Here is a 15,932-nt window from a genome sequence, read left to right as displayed (position 1 = left end):
GGAGGGATCGGCATGGAACTGACCCTGGGCTCCGGCGTGCGGGAGCTGCCCGGGATCGGGGAGGCGCGGGCTGCCCGGCTGGAGAAGCTGGGCCTGGCCACCGTAGAGGATCTGCTGCGCTATTTCCCCCGGGACTATGAGGACCGGCGGAAGCACTATACCATCGCGGCGGCCCCGGTGGGGATCCCCGTGTGCGTGGCTGCCATGGTGGCCGAGCCGCCCCGCCGCTCCTACGTCCGCAAGGGGCTGGAGCTGACCAAGGTGCGGGTGGTGGACGCCCATGGCTCCATGGAGATCACCTTCTTCAACCAGGGCTATGTGAAAAACGCCCTGGTCCCCGGGGAGAGCTATATCTTCTACGGTATGGTGGAGGGCCTGCCTCCCCGCCGGAGGATGACCAACCCGGTCTTTGAGCCGGAGGACCGCCCCCGCTTCACCGGGCGGATCATGCCCATCTACCCCCTGACGGCGGGGATCTCCAACAACCTGCTCTCGGGGCTCACCCTCCGGTGCGCCCAGGACTGCGCCCAGGAGATGCCCGAGATCCTCCCCTTCCGGGTGCGGCAGGAGCACGCCCTGGCCGCCTGCGGCTACTCCTACCAGAACATCCACTTTCCGGCCTCCGAGGAGGCACTGGATCTGGCCCGGCGGCGGCTCATCTTTGAGGAGCTCTTCTACCTCTCCTGCGGTCTGGCCTTTCTCCGCTCCCGGCGGGAGGGGGCGTCCGGCCCTGCCTTCCGGCGGGAGAGCCTGGAGCCCTTTTTTGCGCTGCTCCCCTTCGCCCTCACCCAGGCCCAGCAGCGGGCCATCCGGGAGGCGGCGGAGGACTGCGCCTCGGGCCGCCCCATGAACCGGCTGGTCCAGGGCGATGTGGGCTCGGGCAAGACCATGGTGGCGGCGGCCTGCTGCTTCCTGGCCTGGAAGTCCGGGTGGCAGGCCGCCCTGATGGCCCCCACCGAGATTTTGGCCGAGCAGCACTTCCGCACCCTGTCGGGGGTGCTCGCCCCGGCGGGTCTGCGGGTGGGACTTCTCACCGGCTCCATGCGCGCCAGTGAGAAGAAGAAGGTCCGCGCCGCCCTGGCCGCCGGGGAGATCGACCTGCTGGTGGGCACCCACGCCATCCTCTCCGCGGGGGTGGACTTTGCCCGGCTGGGCCTGGTGATCACCGACGAGCAGCACCGCTTCGGCGTGGGGCAGCGCTCCGCCCTGGCGGCCAAGGGGGGCGGGCTCTCCCCCCATGTGCTGGTCATGTCGGCCACCCCCATCCCCCGTACCCTGGCCCTCATCATCTATGGGGATTTGGATGTGAGCGTCATCGACGAGCTCCCCCCGGGGCGCACCCCGGTGGAGACCTTCCTGGTGGGGGAGGACAAGCGGGCGCGTATGTATCAGTTCGTCCGGCGGCAGGTGGCCGAGGGGCGGCAGGTCTACATCGTCTGTCCCGCGGTGGAGGAGGCCCAGCCCTCCCCCGAGGGGGTGGAGCCGCCCCCCGGCTTTGCCGACCTGAAGGCGGTCACCGCCTACGCCAAGGACCTCCAGGAGGGGGTCTTTCCCGACCTGCGGGTGGGCTTTGTCCACGGCAGGCTCAAGCCCAGGGAGAAGGAGGCCGCCATGGCCGCCTTTGCGGGGGGCGCGCTGGATGTGCTGGTCTCCACCACCGTCATCGAGGTGGGGGTGGACGTGCCCAACGCCTCCCTCATCATTGTGGAGAACGCCGACCGGTTCGGCCTCTCCCAGCTCCACCAGCTCCGGGGCCGGGTAGGCCGGGGAAAGCACCAGTCCTACTGCGTGCTCATCACCTCCAACCGGAACCAGGAGACCCGTGCCCGGCTCAAAGTCCTCACCCAGACCACCGACGGTTTCCGCATCTCGGAGGAGGACCTGAAGCTCCGGGGGCCCGGCGACTTTTTCGGCAAGCGGCAGCACGGCCTGCCCCAGATGCGCATCGCCGACCTGGCCGGGGATACCCGCCTGCTCAAGGAGGCCCAGGAGGCCGCCCAGGCCCTGCTGGCCGAGGACCCCACCCTGGACCGGCCGGAGCACCAGCCCCTGAAGGAGCAGATCCGGCGGCTCTTCACCGAGCACGCCGACATCTTTAATTGATGGACCGAAAAACAACCCAAATCACGATCACACAGGAGGAAATCCATATGTTTGAGATCCGCGCCATGACCGCCGCCGACCACGATGTGGTTATGCCCATGGTCCAGGCCTTTTACCAGAGTCCCGCCGTGGACCACGACACCGACCCCGCCGTCCTGGAGCGCACCTTCCGGGACGCGGTGGACCCGGCTGAGCCCCTCCTCCGGGGCATGCTCCTGGTGGAGGACGGGCAGGCCGTGGGCTATGCCTACCTCACCGAGTGCTACTCCGGCGAGGTGGGAGGCCGCTGCGTCTTTTTTGAGGAGATGTACTTCACCCCCGCCTGCCGGGGCAAGGGCTACGGCACCGCCGTGTTCCGCTGGGTGAAGGAGCAGTACCCCAACTACCCCCGCATCCGTCTGGAGGTCACCGACGTGAACGAGGGGGCCATCCGGCTCTACCAGCGGCTGGGATTCCAGTTCCTGGACTACCGCCAGATGGTGCTGGAGGGCGACCTCCAGGCCTAAGCCAATTGTGAGAAAAGGAGAATCATTGTATGGATCGAATGGAAGCCTGCCGCGCGCTGCGGGGCGATACCAACGTACACTATAACTGCGCCCAGGCGGTGCTCCTGCCCTTTGCAGATCAGTGCGGCCTGGACGAGAAGGCCGCCTTCCAGCTGGGGGCCCACTTCGGTGCCGGGATGCGCCACGGTTCCACCTGCGGGGCCGTGACCGGCGCGCTCATGGTGCTGGGTATGGCCGGAAAGGGAGAGGCCGAGAGCCGGGAGCTGCTGCGCCGCTTCCGGGAGAAGAACCAGGTGCTGGACTGCGCGGGGCTCCTTCAGCGGGCCAAGGAGAACGGCGAGGAGCGCAAGCCCCACTGCGACCGGATGGTCTACGACGCGGTGGAGATCCTCCAGGACCTGCTGGAAGAGTAAATATCCCGCCTGCGCCATCAGGACGCATCATAGGGAGGAGGTCCCGTCATGGAAACGATTTTGAATTTTCTGCCCCTGACCGGGGAGGAGCGCGCGGCCTTTGCAGCGGCCGCGCCCGGCGTAGAACAGATCTTCCGCCCGGTGGCGGCCACCCGCTTTTCCCCCGAGGCCCCCGAGGAGGAGTATGCCCGGGCCACCGTCATTCTGGGCTGTGCCCCCACGGACCGGGTGGCAAAGGCCGGACAGCTCCGCTGGCTCCAGACCTGGAGCGCCGGGGTGGACCCCTATCTGAAGGAGGGGGTGCTGCGGGAGGGGGCCATGCTCACCTCTGCCGTGGGGGCCTACGGGCAGGCGGTGTCCGAGCATATGTTCGCCACCCTTCTGGCCCTGTGCAAGCGCCTGCACCAGTACCGGGACACCCAGAACCGGCACTGCTGGGCCCCGCTGGGAGAGGTCAAGACCCTGGCGGGAGCCACCGTACTGGTGGCGGGCACCGGGGACATCGGCTCCGCCTTTGCCCGGCTGGTCAAGGGGATGGGGGCACATACCGTGGGCCTGCGCCGCTCCCCCGAGCGGGGGGCGGAGGGCATCGACGAGATGCACCCCCTGTCCGCGCTGGACGAGTGGCTGCCCAAGGCGGACGTGGTGGCCCTGGTCCTCCCCCACAGCCCGGAGACCGACCGGCTCATGGACCGGGCCCGCATCGGGCGGATGAAGGAGGACGCCATCCTCCTCAACGCCGGACGGGGGAGCGCCGTGGACTGCGACGCCCTGGCCCAGGCCCTGGAGGAGGGACACCTCTGGGGGGCCGGCCTGGATGTGACTTCCCCGGAGCCCCTGCCCGAGGACCATCCCCTGTGGCGGGCCGAGCACTGCCTCATCACCCCCCACGTGGCGGGGGGCGATCACCTTCCCGCCATCCGGGACCGGCTGGTGGAAATCGCGCTGGACAACCTGCGCCGCTATCTGGCCGGAGAACCGCTCCGCAACCGGATGAAATAAAAATACCGCCCGTCTCCTCATGTGCAGCAGGAGACGGGCGGTTAGCGTGTCGAAAAACTTCGACACGCTTCTCAAAAATGCAAGCATTTTTTCGAGGGGATACAGGCCGCTGCGCGCACTCGCTTTCGCTCGCACACTTGTGGCCTGAGAAGTGTGTTTTCCGACGTACATGCCGCCGGAAAACACGATTTGACCTTCTTCCGCCGTCTGCGGACGGCGGAACTCTGCGAGGCGCTTGCAGCACAAAGCGCAGAAATACACGTTATCGACAGCCAGACCGCTCGTCTCTTCACAACAGGAGACGGGCGGTGTTTTTCTTTTTATCCACATCAGGAGGGCGTGGTGTGGACCGCGGGCTGGGCGTCCAGTCCGGCGATATGGACCCACTTTCCGCTGTGCCAGCGGTGGGTGCACAGGAAGCCCCGGAGGATCAGGTCCACGCTCATGGCAATCCACACGCCGGCCAGGCCCAGCTTGCCGTAGATCACCAGAATGGGGGCCAGGACGATGCGCACGCCCCACATGCAGATGAGCCCCACCACCATGGGATAGCGCACATCGTGGGCGCCCCGCAGGTTGCTGGAGAGCACGATGGACAGGGCGAAGAAGGGCTCGGCGAAGCAGACGATGCGCAGCATCAGGGCGGACTGCTCCACCACCTGGGGATCGGAGTTGAAGAGGGAGGCCAGGGCCGGGGCGAAGAGGAAGAGCAGGACGGCCAGGCCGGTGCAGAGCACCAGGGCCACCTTGGCTGAGAGGGAGCCGTAGGCCCGGGCGTTCTCCGCCGAGCGGGCCCCCACCGACTGGCCCACCAGGGCCACACTGGCGTAGGAGATACCGTAGGCCGGGAGATAGCACAGGCCCTCGGCGGTGGTGGCGATCTGGTTGGCCGCCAGGGCCACCGTGCCGATGGAGGCCACCAGGGCGGTCATGACGATCTGGCCCAGGTTGATGGTGGCACGCTCCAGGGCGGAGGGGAGGCCCAGGTGGAGGGCCATCTGGATGATGCTGCTGTCGGGCCGGAAGCCCTCCCGGAACCGGACCTGGAAGCGGGGGCCCTGGCGGATGCCCACGTAGAGCAGCATGGACCCGGCAAAGGCCCAGGCCACCGCCGAGGCAATGGCCGCTCCGGCCACCCCCAGTCCCGCACCGGGGACCGTGAGGGAGAATCCGCCCACGGTGACGGTGCGCGTCTCATAGATGAGGAAGAAGTTGAGAATCAGGTTGATGAGGTTGGCCGAGAAGTTGAAGATCAGCGGGGTCTTGGTGTTGCCCATGCAGCGCAGGATGGCCGAGAAAATGGCACTGGCCGCGGCGAAGGGCATACAGAGGGTGTACCAGCGCAGATAGGCGGTGGCGGTGGGACGGACAGAGGGCTCCGCGCCCAGCCAGACCGGAATGAAGGGGGCCAGCAGCTGGAAGAGAAGCAGGGCGGCCATACCACATACCACCGTGGCCAGGATGCCCTGCCGGATGATGCGCCGGGCCCGCGCGTCGTCCTCCGCGCCGATGGCGTTGGAGACCTGCACCGAATAGCCCACCCCGATCCCGGCCAGAATGCCGTTGATGAGCCAGATGGAGGAGGCGTTCACCGAGACCGAGGCGGTGGCCGCCGCGCCCAGCACGCCCACCATGGCGGTGTCCACATAGCTGACCATGGTGGCCAGCACCTGCTCGATGATGGCAGGCCAAGAGAGATGCCACATGACCTTCATACGCGGGTTGGAGCCGAAACGACTCAGGGCCATAAATTCACTCCTAACAGTTGAAAATAAAGTCGAATATACGAAACGTTTTCGGAAATTGCGGGAAAATCAGAGGGCAGGCTTCTCCACCCCGATGAGATCGAAGGAGGGGATGAAGGTACTCGCAGCGGAGGAGTCCTCCTGGGTAAAGCCCGAAAGACCCAGGGCATCCATGTACTGCCGGGCGCTGCGGGCCTCAGAGGGGCGCAGCTTCCGGTTGATCTCGGGGAACTCCGCCGCCCGGCCCCAGGGGATGTACTGACTCATGAGGGAGAAGAGGACCTGACCGGGTTCAAAGTGCTCGGCCACCCAGTCCATGACGGCCTTGGCCTCACTGAGCCGCCCCGGGAGGACCAGATGGCGGATGATGACCCCCCGCCGGAGCAGGCCCTCTTCGTCATAGACACAGGGGCCGGTCTGGCGGTACATCTCCAGAATGGCGGCACAGGCCACCTCCGGATAGTCGGGGGCGTCGGAGTAGCGCGCCGCCGTCTCGGGGCGGAGGTACTTGAGGTCGGGGAGGTAGATGTCCACCTTCCCCTCCAGGGCGCGGAGGGTCTCCGGCGCGTCATACCCCCCCGAGTTCCACACCACCGGCACGGGCAGGGGCTCCTCCAGGGCCTGGAGCACCGCGTGGGCAAAGTGGGTGGGATTCACCAGGTCGATGTTGTGGGCACCCTGGCCGATGAGCTCCTGAAAGATGGCGCGCAGCCGCTCCACCGAGATGGGGCGGCCGAAGTTCTCGTGGCTGATGGACTCGTTCTGGCAGAACACACACCCCAGCGGGCAGCCCGAGAAAAAGACGGTGCCCGCCCCACGGGTGCCCGAGAGGGGCGGCTCCTCCCACTGGTGGAGGGCGGCCCGGGCCACCACGGGAAGGGAGGGCATGCCGCAGCGTCCCTCCCCGCGGGTGTCGGTGCGCAGTGCGGCGCACTTCCGGGGACAGAGATTGCAGATCATGGCGGTCCTTCCTTTCTCATTCCTTCCAGACCTCCCGGCGCGGGGTGCGGCCCATCAGCCAGTCCACTGACACGCCGTAAAAATCCGCGATGTGGAGGAGGGTATCATATTTTGGCTTTCGGCCCAATTCCAGGTCCTGATATCCCCGCATGGAGAGGTGAACTTCCTCTGCCACTTCAGTCTGCGTCAGTCCCCGTTCCTGGCGGAGCTGACGAATCCGCTGTGAAAACATATGCGGCCTCCTTGACGCACAGTTAACTGTGTGTTAAAATCACAATACACAGTTGACTGTATATTGTGGAGGGATAAATATGTCGCTGATGATTAACTTACTCTACGACTATTTTGTGGGCTATCCCAAGCCGGAGCGCTGGCCGGAGGAGCTGCGGGACAACCCCGTGGCCGGACACAGCCGCTACGCCTTTGAAGAGGGATTCCGGCTGGGGGTACTCCTCATGCTGGAGAGCACCGCCGGGGAGTTACTTCGGCCCTAGATTGCCCTCTTTCCAGTGCTTGCGGCACAGGCCGATGTACCGGTCGTTGGCCCCCAGCACCACCTGTTCCCCCTCCTTGAGGACGTTGCCGTGCTCGTCAAAGCGGGCGTTGCAGGTGGCCTTTTTGCCGCACCAGCAGATGGTCTTGATCTCCTCGATGATGTCGGCGCAGGAGAGCAGCTCCTGAGAGCCGGGGAAGAGGTCCCCCTTGAAGTCGGCCCGCAGGCCGTAGCAGATGACCGGGATGTTCTGCTCATCCACCAGGTCGGTGAGGTAGCGCACCTCCTCCCGGGTGAGGAACTGGGCCTCGTCCACGATGATACAGGCGTAGGCCTTGAGCTCCTCCGGGGTCTTTTTCATCAGGTCGGTAAAATAGATGCACGGATGGCTCAGTCCCGCCCGGGAGGCCACGAAGCGGGCCCCGTCCCGCTGGTCCAGCTCAGGCTTGACCAGGAGGGCGTCCTGCCCCCGCTCCTCGTAATTATAGCGCACCATCAGGGCGTTGGCGGTCTTGCTGGACCCCATCACGCCGTAGCGAAAATACAGCTTTGCCATGGTCGTTCCATTCCCCCGTTTTTCTCTGTATAGGTTCTGATATGATCACATGAGTTTCTTGAGTGTGCTCAGGCTCTTGCCCTTGTGGGGCGGGTAGCGCACCGGAATGTCCAGTGAGAACTTGCGCAGGATGCCCTTCTCGTGGGAGAAGGTGCGGTAGCCCCACTCCCCGTGGCAGCGGCCCATGCCGCTCTCCCCGATGCCGCCGAAGGGCAGGTTGCCGTTGGCCAGGTGGACGATGGTATCGTTGACGCATCCGCCGCCGAAGGGGAGCAGGGCGCTGATGCGGTCCATCCGGTAGTGGTTGCGGGTGAAGAGGTACAGAGCCAGGGGCCGGGGTTTGCTCTGCAGGTGGAGGACGAGCGCGTCCAGATCCTCATAGGTGAGCACCGGCAGGATGGGGCCGAAGATCTCCTCCCCCATGACCGGCATGTCCTCGGTGACATCCACCAGGACGGTGGGCTCGATGCGCCGGGAAGAGGCGTCCCAGGCGCCGCCGCAGGCGGTGGTTCCCGACTTTAAGAGGCCCAGCAGACGCTCGAAGTGCTTGTCGTTGATGATGCGGGGAAGGTCGGGGCTCTCCAGGGGCCGCTCCCCGTAAAAGCGGGTGATACAGGTCTTGAGCTTCTCCACAAAAAAGTCCCTGGCCTCGGCGGGGACCCACACATGGTCGGGGGCCACACAGGTCTGGCCCGCGTTGAGGAACTTGCCCCACACGATGCGCCGGGCCGCCAGGTCCAGATCGGCGTCGTGGGCCAGAATGACGGGGGACTTGCCCCCCAGCTCCAGGGCCACGGGGGTCAGATGCCGGGCGGCGGCGGCCATGACGGTGCGCCCCACCTCGGTGCTGCCGGTGAAGAAGATGAAGTCGAAGTGCTCCTCCAGCAGGGCGGCGTTCTCGGCCCGGCCGCCCTGGACGCAGGCCACATAGCGCTCCTCAAAGACCTCCCCCAGCAGGTCGGCCACTGCCTGGGAGGTGGCGGGGGCATAGGCCGAGGGCTTCACCACCGCAGTGCACCCCGCTGCCAGGGCGGAGATGAGGGGGACCAGGGTGAGCTGGAGGGGGTAGTTCCAGGGCGAGAGGATGAGGGCCACCCCGAAGGGCTCACGGTAGACCCGGCTGACGGCGGGGAACTGGGAGAGGGGGGTGGGCACCCGGCAGGGGCGGGCCCATTTCTCCAGGTGCTTCCAGGCGTCCCGGAGCTCGGAGCGGACGATGCCCAGCTCGGTCTCGTAGGCCTCAAAGCGGGACTTGCCCAGGTCCTGCTCCAGAGCGGAGAGGAGGGCATCCTCATGTTTCTCCAGGCCTCGTTTCAGGCGCAGGAGCATTTCCCGGCGGAAGGAGATGCTCCGGGTCAGGCCCTCGTTGAAGTAGCGCCGCTGGGCGGCGATCAAGGCGGTAAAATTCATAGTCGCTCCTTTGGTGTGTGATGTCAGAGGGAGGAACGCAGCCGGGCGGATACGGTATCTGAGAAGGCCTGGAAGGCGTTGGGGATGGCATAGACCTCCTCCAGCTCCCGCCCGTCGGCCCAGACCCAGCCGTCGGGGAGGGTGTCGTCCGCCGTCTCGGCCAACAGGGCATGCATGTGCCACTCGATGTGGGAGAAGATGTGCTTTCCCGCGCCCCCCGCTTCCAGCGTGCGGGGAGTGATGCCCCAGGCCTCCAGGGCGGCGGGGCCGGCCTCCACCTCGTTGGGGTACTCCCAGAGTCCCGCCAGCAGGCCCCGCTTGGGGCGGCGGCGGAGGGCCACCCTGCCGCCGTGGAAAAGGAGAAACACGGTCCGTTTCTCTACCCGGCGGGCCTTCTTGGGGGCCTTGACCGGGAGCTCACCGGTGAGCCCCTCCTGATAGGCGGTGCAGAAGGAAGCGGCGGGGCACTGCTCGCACAGGGGCGCGCCGTTGGGCAGGCACACCAGGGCGCCCAGCTCCATGAGGGCCTGGTTGTAGGCCCCCGGGAACTGTTTGGGCATGGTCTCCAGCAGGGCGGCGCGCATCCGGGCCTTGGTAGCGGCGTTCAGAATGTCCCCCCGGTCACCGGTAATCCGGGCCACCACACGCAGGACGTTGCCGTCCACCGCGGGGACCGGGATGCCGAAGGCGATGGAGGAAATGGCCCCCGCCGTATACTCCCCCACCCCGGCCAGGGAGAGGATCTCCTCATAGGAGGCGGGAAAGACCCCGCCGAACTCCTCCATGATCTGCCGGGCGGCCTTCTGGAGGTTGCGGGCCCGGTTATAGTAGCCCAGTCCCTGCCAGAGCTTGAGAAGGGTATCCTCCTCCACGGCAGCCAGATGGGCCACGGTGGGGAGGGCGTCCAGAAAACGGCGGTAGTAGTCCAGCACCGCCGCCACCCGGGTCTGCTGGAGCATGATCTCCGAGATCCACACGTGGTAGGGGGTGGGATCGCTGCGCCAGGGGAGCACCCGGGCGTGCTCCTGAAACCACTGGAGCAGAGGGATGGGAAGCTGTTCAAGTTGATTCACGATTGTCCTCCGGGGAAAGAGTTTGCCCCTTATTCTATCATACCCGCTCCGGGCCTTCAAGAGAGGGAGAGAGGGAAGAAATCTCCAGCAGACGGAGCAGGTCCGGGGGCAGGGGGGCCGTCCGTTCCAGCACGTCCCCGGTGATGGGGTGGCGCAGGGAGAGAAGCCAGGAGTGGAGGGCGGGACGGGGGATGAGGTGGGGGTCCTCCCGGCCGTAGAGAAAGTCCCCCGTCAGCGGACAGCCCAGGTGGGCCATGTGGAGCCGGATCTGGTGGGTGCGCCCGGTCTCCAGCTCCAGGCGTACCAGACTCCGCCCCTCTCCCCGGGAGAGCACCTCATACCGGGTGCGGGCGGGGGCGCCGTCGGGGCGGACCTCCCGCCGGAGGAGGGAGTCCTCCGCCCGGCCGATGGGGGCATCCACCAGTCCCCGGTCGGATGGGGGGCACCCCTCGCATACAGCCAGGTAGACCCGGCGGAAAGCGGGAGTGTGGAGCTGCTCCTTGAGAAGCTCGTGGGCGTGGGCGTGCTTGGCCACGCACATGAGGCCGGAGGTCCCCCGGTCCAGCCGGTTGACCGGGCGAAACCGGGCGATCTGTCCCGACGTTTTGTAATAATAGGCCACAAAATTACCCAGCGTATGGTCAAAGTGGTCCGGGCTGGGGTGGACCGCCACCCCGGGGGCCTTGTTGAGGAGGAGGATGTCCGCATCCTCATAGCGGATGTCCAGGGGGCCGGGGGTGGGGACGAGGGTCTCATCCCCCTCGGTGTCCCCCACCAGGACGGAGAGCTGCTGCCCGGAGCGGGCCCGGACCGTGACAAAGACGGGCACGCCGTCCAGCTGGATGCCGCCGGGCACGCGCTTGGCCCGCTTCACCGAGGTGCCCGACAGGCCCAGAGTCCGCCGCAGCAGGGTGTCCACGGTGCTCCCCTCCTGGGCGGGGGAGACGGTGAGGGTGAGCCGCCGGGGAGAATGATCTTCCATGCCGATTCCTCCTGTGTGCAAAGGGCTCCCGGCCGGGCGGGAGCAGGTATATGAAGTATAGCAGGGGGGGCGGAAAAGTCAAGTCCGCCGCCCCGCCGGATACGGAAGAAGCTGGAAACGCTTTTCAACTGGGGAGAAACAGGGTATAATAAAAAAATATAGAAAATAGAAAGACCCTGATCGGAAGGTGTACCTGTATGGCTGGAAAACTCGGAATCTATATCCACATCCCCTTCTGCCGCAGCAAATGTGACTACTGCGACTTTTACTCCCTGGCCGGACGGGAGGGGCGGATGGACGACTATCAGAAGGCGCTGATTGCCCACATCCGGGAGACGGCCCCTCTGGCCCGAGGCCATCAGGTCGATACCATCTATTTTGGCGGAGGCACCCCCAGCTACTACGGCGAGAAGCGCCTGCGGGAGCTGCTGGGCGAGGTCTGCCGCCGGTTTGACGTGGCCCGGGACGCCGAGGTCACTGTGGAGTGCAATCCCGACAGCGTGGAGAAGAAGATGCTCTGCCGCCTGCGCCGGGCGGGGGTCAACCGCATCTCCCTGGGGGTGCAGTCCTGCTGCGACCGGGACTTGGAGGGGCTCCACCGGCCCCACACCTTTGCCCAGGCCAAGGCCGCGGTCCAGGCCGCCCGGGAGGCCAAGATCAAAAATGTGAGCCTGGATTTCATCTACGGCCTGCCCCACCAGAGCATGGAGGCCTGGAAGGAGAGCGTGGAGAGCGCCCTGGCCCTGGAGCCGGAGCACCTCTCCTGCTACGGCCTGAAGGTGGAGGAGGGGACACCCCTCTACACCCGGGTGGAGCGGGGGGAGATCCTCCCCGACGACGACATGCAGGCCGACATGTACCTGTGGATGGTGGAGCGGCTGGCCAAGGCCGGATACAAGCAGTATGAGATCTCCAATTTCGCCCGGCCCGGCTTCCAGTCCCGGCACAACCTGAAATACTGGATGGGACGGCCCTACATCGGCTTCGGGCCGGGGGCCCACTCCGACTTCGGAGGACGGCGCTACTCCTTCGTGCGCGACCTGGACGCCTATATCGAGGGGGTGCTCCACGGCGGGAACATCGTGGACGAGTCCGAGCTCATCCCCCAGCGGGAGCGGGGCGGGGAGTATCTGATGCTCCGCCTGCGCACCACCCGGGGCATTGAGGAGTGGGAGTACCGGCGGGAGTATTTTATGAACTTCGACCCCATCGAGCAGAAGCTGGAGGAGTACGAGCGCCGTGGCTGGGCCGCCCGGCAGGACCGGCGGTGGTACTTTACGCCCCAGGGGTTCCTGGTGTCCAACCAGCTCATCGGCGCCCTGCTGGAGATCCAGGAGAAGGCGGCCCTGGACACCCTGCTCCCCCGCCTGCGCCGGAACGTCCGGGACACGGAACCGGGCCAATCCTGAGAAAATCGGGGAGAAAGACGGCTTTCGGTTTACAAATGAGCGGCGATGTGTTAACATAACAAAGTATTGGCGCGCCCGGAGCGGTTTGCCCGGGCGCCTTTTCCTGGCCGGAGAGGGTCTCTCCGGCCGGTGAGGAATCGGGATTGGACCGGCTGTGAACAGCCAAGGAGGTTTTTTGTACATGAGCATTTGGAGCAAGCGCGCCGCCGCCGCGGCCATGGCCCTGGTCATGGTGGGGAGTACCGCGGCCTCTGCGTCGGTGGCGCTGGGACATGACATCCACAGCGGCAGCGTGGGACTCTCTCCCGGGACGGGCGTGGACTTCCAGATCTTCTGGAGCGACACCTATTCCGACCTGCGCACCGAGAACTATCTGACCTATACCCCCAACGCCGACGTGCGGCCCACCATGGCCTACGGCAAGAGCATCACCAGCCGGGAGACCCTCACCACCATGGCCAAGACCCTGGAGAGTCAGGGCAAACGGGTGGTCGGCGGCATCAACGGGGGCTACTACTCCTTCTCCACCGGAGCGCCCGAGGGGGTCATCATCACCGACGGCATCCTGCGCTCCACCCCGTCGGCCGACAGCTCCCAGGGGGGCGGCTCCTGGTACTACGGCATCGGCTTCCGGGAGGACGGGACGGCCTTCATCGGCCAGCCCAAGATCGCCGTCCGGGCCAACTTCGGGGGCCAGACCTACAACATCGCCGGCGGCCTCAATAAGGTGCGCAGCGATACGGGCGGGTATGTGCTCCTCAACAGTGATTTCGGCAGCACCACCAACAACACCAGCGCGGGCGTGGACGTGATCCTCACCCCGGTGCTGGACGGAGTGGGCGAGACCGTCACCCGGGAGGACGGAGCGGTCCTCACCCGGCGGGAGGCCCCCGCGGTCATGAGCCGCATGACCTTCACCGTGGACCAGGTGCTGGAATCCAACTCTTCCATCGCCATCCCCAGCGGGAAATATGTCCTGACGGTCAACAATAAGAGCGGCGAGGCGGCCACCGCCCCCCTCAAGGCCCTCAAGGCCGGAGACACGGTGGAGGTGGACTTTGCCACCAGCGACACCCGCTGGACCGAGGCGGTGGAGGCCACCGGCGCCCCCAGCCGCCTGGTGAATGCCGGACAGGTGGACTACGCCAGCTTCATCAACGACCCCAACGCCAAGACCCGCCGGGCCCGCACCGCCATCGGTCTGAAGGCAGACGGCAGCGTCGTCTTCTACACCATTGACGGGGACCAGTCCGGGTACAGCGTGGGCGCGACGCTGGAGCAGGTGGCCATGCGCCTGATCGAGCTGGGCTGCGTGGAGGCAGTGGCTCTGGACGGCGGCGGCTCCACCACCCTGGGCGCCACCTATCCCGGCGAGAGCACCCTGGGCGTGGTGAACAAGCCCTCGGGCGGCTCCCAGCGGGCCAACAGCACCGCCATTTTCCTCACCACCACCCTGACGGCCACCGGAGTCCTGGGCTCCTACTATGTGACCCCCAGCGACGCTATGCTCCTGGCGGGCAGCAGCATCCAGCTCTCCGCCCAGGCCCTGGACACCGCCTACTACCCCATGAGCGACACCACACCGGTGAGCTATTTCATCCAGAACGGGGACGGACTGGTCACCACAGACGGCCTCTTTACCGCCGGCAGTGAGAGCGGCACCACCCAGGTCACCGCCAGCGGCGGCGGGGCGGAGGGAAGCGCCACCATGACGGTGGTCAAGACCCCCGACTCCATCTCCCTGCGGAATGAGAGCAGCGGAAAGTCTGTGACCTCCCTCAATGTGGCGCCCAGAGAGCAGGTCAACCTGAAGGCCGACGCGGTCTACCGGAAGCTCTCCCTGGTCTCCCAGGACAGCAGCTACACCTGGACCTGTGATCCGGCGGTGGGCACCGTGGACCCCAACGGCGTCTTTACCGCCGGGAGCGAGGGAGCCAGCGGCACCCTCACCGTGAGCGCCGGCGGGAAGAGCGTGAGCATCCCCGTCAGCGTGGCCGGACACATCCTGCCCCTGGAGAACTGTGAGGGCGACCTGTCCGCCTTTGTGAGCGGCGAGACCGTCACCGCCTCTCCCGAGACCGGACTGGAGCACGTGCGCTTTGGCCGCCAGAGCGTGCGTCTGGACTATGACGCCGCCCAGAACGGTACCGCCGCCCTGAGCGTGAACCTGCCCATCACCGACGGGGAGCGCAGACTGGACCTGTGGGTCTACGGCGACGGCTCGGGCAACAGCCTGACCGCCAGCGTGACCGTGGGCAGCGGCGAGGGAGCTGCGGTGGAGCCTGTGGTTCTCACCGGACTGGACTTCACCGGCTGGAAGAAGATCTCGGTGGAGCTGCCGCAGGGCGCCACCGCGCTGAGCGGACTGAACATCATCTACGGCGGCGGAGCGCAGAGCCAGGGCACCATCTGGGTGGACCAGCTGACCACCGCCAACCAGCAGATGGAGGACAACGCCGCACCCAATGTGACGGTAAAGGTCTCGGGCAGCCAGCTCACCGCCACCGTCACCGACGATGTGGATAAGACCATTTACGCCAAAAACGTGGAGGCCACCTATGACGGCACGCCCCTGGAGGTGACCTGGAACGAGAGCACCAACAGCCTGAGTGCCACCCTGCCCGCCTCGGATGGGAAGGCCCACCGGGTCACCGTGACCGCCAGCGACGCCAGCGGCAATCTGGCCCGGGCCTCGGCAGACATCGCCCCCGACGCAGCGCATGCCAATGTCTTTACCGATATGACGGGACACTGGGCGGCCAAGTATGCCACCTACCTCTATGATACCGGCGTGACCTCCGGCACCGGGGCACCGGGCGAGCCCCTCACCTTTGCCCCCGACCGGAACATCACCCGGGGTGAGTTTTTCGCCCTGGTGGCCCGCTGGCTGGACCTGGATCTGGAGCAGTACGCCGATGTGGAGCTGCCCTTTGCCGACGCCGATCAGGCGCCCGCCTGGGCCCTGGGGGAGATCAAGGCCATGTACAGCCTGGGCATCCTCAGCGGCAGCGAGAGCGGCGGAAAGCTCTACCTGAACGCCAATGCCAACATCAGCCGTGTGGAGGTCATGACCATTCTGGGCCGGACCCAGGCCAAGGGGTATGAGGCCCCCGCCCTCACCGCGGCCGATGCGGGAGACGTGCCCGCCTGGGCCCTGGACTATGTCCGCATCCTGGTGGGTCAGGGCGTGGTGTCGGGATACGGCAACAAGCTCAATCCCAATCAGTCCATCACCCGCGGCGAAGTGGCCACCATGCTCTATACCATGCGCTGAGCCCTC

At 66.3% G+C, this 15,932-nt stretch carries 14 protein-coding genes; 7 read left to right on the top strand and 7 right to left on the bottom strand.

The window, feature by feature from the left end; genetic code table 11:
* Window positions 1-12: 12 nt before the first annotated feature.
* From recG to H8S34_RS07500, 4 genes are read left to right on the top strand one after another with little or no spacing between them, the layout of a single operon-like run.
* Complete coding sequence (recG, locus tag H8S34_RS07515) at window positions 13-2,103, top strand: ATP-dependent DNA helicase RecG (protein WP_186963528.1); 2,091 nt, start codon at window positions 13-15, stop codon at window positions 2,101-2,103.
* Between the two features lie 47 nt (window positions 2,104-2,150).
* Complete coding sequence (locus tag H8S34_RS07510) at window positions 2,151-2,609, top strand: GNAT family N-acetyltransferase (protein ID WP_101691631.1); 459 nt, start codon at window positions 2,151-2,153, stop codon at window positions 2,607-2,609.
* 29 nt (window positions 2,610-2,638) lie between these two features.
* On the top strand, window positions 2,639-3,022 hold the full coding sequence (locus tag H8S34_RS07505; protein ID WP_186963526.1) for a C-GCAxxG-C-C family protein: 384 nt from the start codon (window positions 2,639-2,641) through the stop codon (window positions 3,020-3,022).
* Window positions 3,023-3,070: 48 nt separating this feature from the next.
* Window positions 3,071-4,024 carry a D-2-hydroxyacid dehydrogenase gene (locus H8S34_RS07500; RefSeq protein ID WP_186963524.1) on the top strand — a complete coding sequence of 318 codons (954 nt, stop codon included), beginning with the start codon at window positions 3,071-3,073 and terminating at the stop codon, window positions 4,022-4,024.
* Between the two features lie 329 nt (window positions 4,025-4,353).
* Here H8S34_RS07500 and H8S34_RS07495 read toward each other — a convergent pair whose 3' ends face one another.
* From H8S34_RS07495 to H8S34_RS07485, 3 genes are all read right to left on the bottom strand, one after another.
* Complete coding sequence (locus H8S34_RS07495; RefSeq protein ID WP_186963522.1) at window positions 4,354-5,772, bottom strand: MATE family efflux transporter; 1,419 nt, start codon at window positions 5,770-5,772, stop codon at window positions 4,354-4,356.
* A 66-nt stretch (window positions 5,773-5,838) separates the two neighbouring features.
* Complete coding sequence (locus H8S34_RS07490) at window positions 5,839-6,729, bottom strand: radical SAM protein (protein ID WP_101691635.1); 891 nt, start codon at window positions 6,727-6,729, stop codon at window positions 5,839-5,841.
* A gap of 16 nt (window positions 6,730-6,745) precedes the next feature.
* Window positions 6,746-6,961: a helix-turn-helix domain-containing protein gene (locus H8S34_RS07485; RefSeq protein WP_101691636.1), complete on the bottom strand. Its 216-nt coding sequence runs from the start codon at window positions 6,959-6,961 to the stop codon at window positions 6,746-6,748.
* A 79-nt stretch (window positions 6,962-7,040) separates the two neighbouring features.
* On the opposite strand from H8S34_RS07485, the gene H8S34_RS07480 reads away from it, so the two are divergent.
* A complete protein-coding gene (locus H8S34_RS07480) occupies window positions 7,041-7,223 on the top strand; it encodes a hypothetical protein (RefSeq protein ID WP_101691637.1) in 183 nt (60 codons plus the stop codon).
* Here H8S34_RS07480 and H8S34_RS07475 read toward each other — a convergent pair.
* The 4 genes from H8S34_RS07475 to H8S34_RS07460 are packed head-to-tail and all read right to left on the bottom strand — an operon-like array spanning window position 7,209 to window position 11,243.
* On the bottom strand, window positions 7,209-7,778 hold the full coding sequence (locus tag H8S34_RS07475) for a thymidine kinase (protein WP_101691638.1): 570 nt from the start codon (window positions 7,776-7,778) through the stop codon (window positions 7,209-7,211). The genes H8S34_RS07480 and H8S34_RS07475 overlap by 15 nt on opposite strands.
* Window positions 7,779-7,823: 45 nt before the next feature.
* Window positions 7,824-9,188, bottom strand: coding sequence for an aldehyde dehydrogenase (locus tag H8S34_RS07470; RefSeq protein ID WP_186963520.1), 1,365 nt, complete (start codon window positions 9,186-9,188; stop codon window positions 7,824-7,826).
* Window positions 9,189-9,211: 23 nt separating this feature from the next.
* Window positions 9,212-10,261, bottom strand: coding sequence for an A/G-specific adenine glycosylase (gene mutY / locus H8S34_RS07465; protein ID WP_101691641.1), 1,050 nt, complete (start codon window positions 10,259-10,261; stop codon window positions 9,212-9,214).
* A gap of 37 nt (window positions 10,262-10,298) precedes the next feature.
* Window positions 10,299-11,243, bottom strand: a complete 945-nt coding sequence (locus H8S34_RS07460; protein WP_186963519.1) for an RluA family pseudouridine synthase — start codon at window positions 11,241-11,243, stop codon at window positions 10,299-10,301.
* Window positions 11,244-11,440: 197 nt separating this feature from the next.
* Between H8S34_RS07460 and hemW the strand changes: the two genes are divergently transcribed.
* Together hemW and H8S34_RS07450 are read left to right on the top strand one after the other, a co-directional pair.
* On the top strand, window positions 11,441-12,652 hold the full coding sequence (gene hemW / locus H8S34_RS07455) for a radical SAM family heme chaperone HemW (protein ID WP_186963517.1): 1,212 nt from the start codon (window positions 11,441-11,443) through the stop codon (window positions 12,650-12,652).
* A gap of 181 nt (window positions 12,653-12,833) precedes the next feature.
* A complete protein-coding gene (locus tag H8S34_RS07450) occupies window positions 12,834-15,926 on the top strand; it encodes a phosphodiester glycosidase family protein (protein WP_186963515.1) in 3,093 nt (1,030 codons plus the stop codon).
* The last annotated feature ends 6 nt before the right edge of the window (window positions 15,927-15,932 follow it).

The sequence above is a fragment of the Pseudoflavonifractor hominis genome (assembly GCF_014288125.1).
Classification (GTDB): domain Bacteria; phylum Bacillota; class Clostridia; order Oscillospirales; family Oscillospiraceae; genus Pseudoflavonifractor_A; species Pseudoflavonifractor_A gallinarum.
Note: the sequence above shows the minus strand (reverse complement) of the source record. Positions and strands in the feature narration are given on the sequence as shown.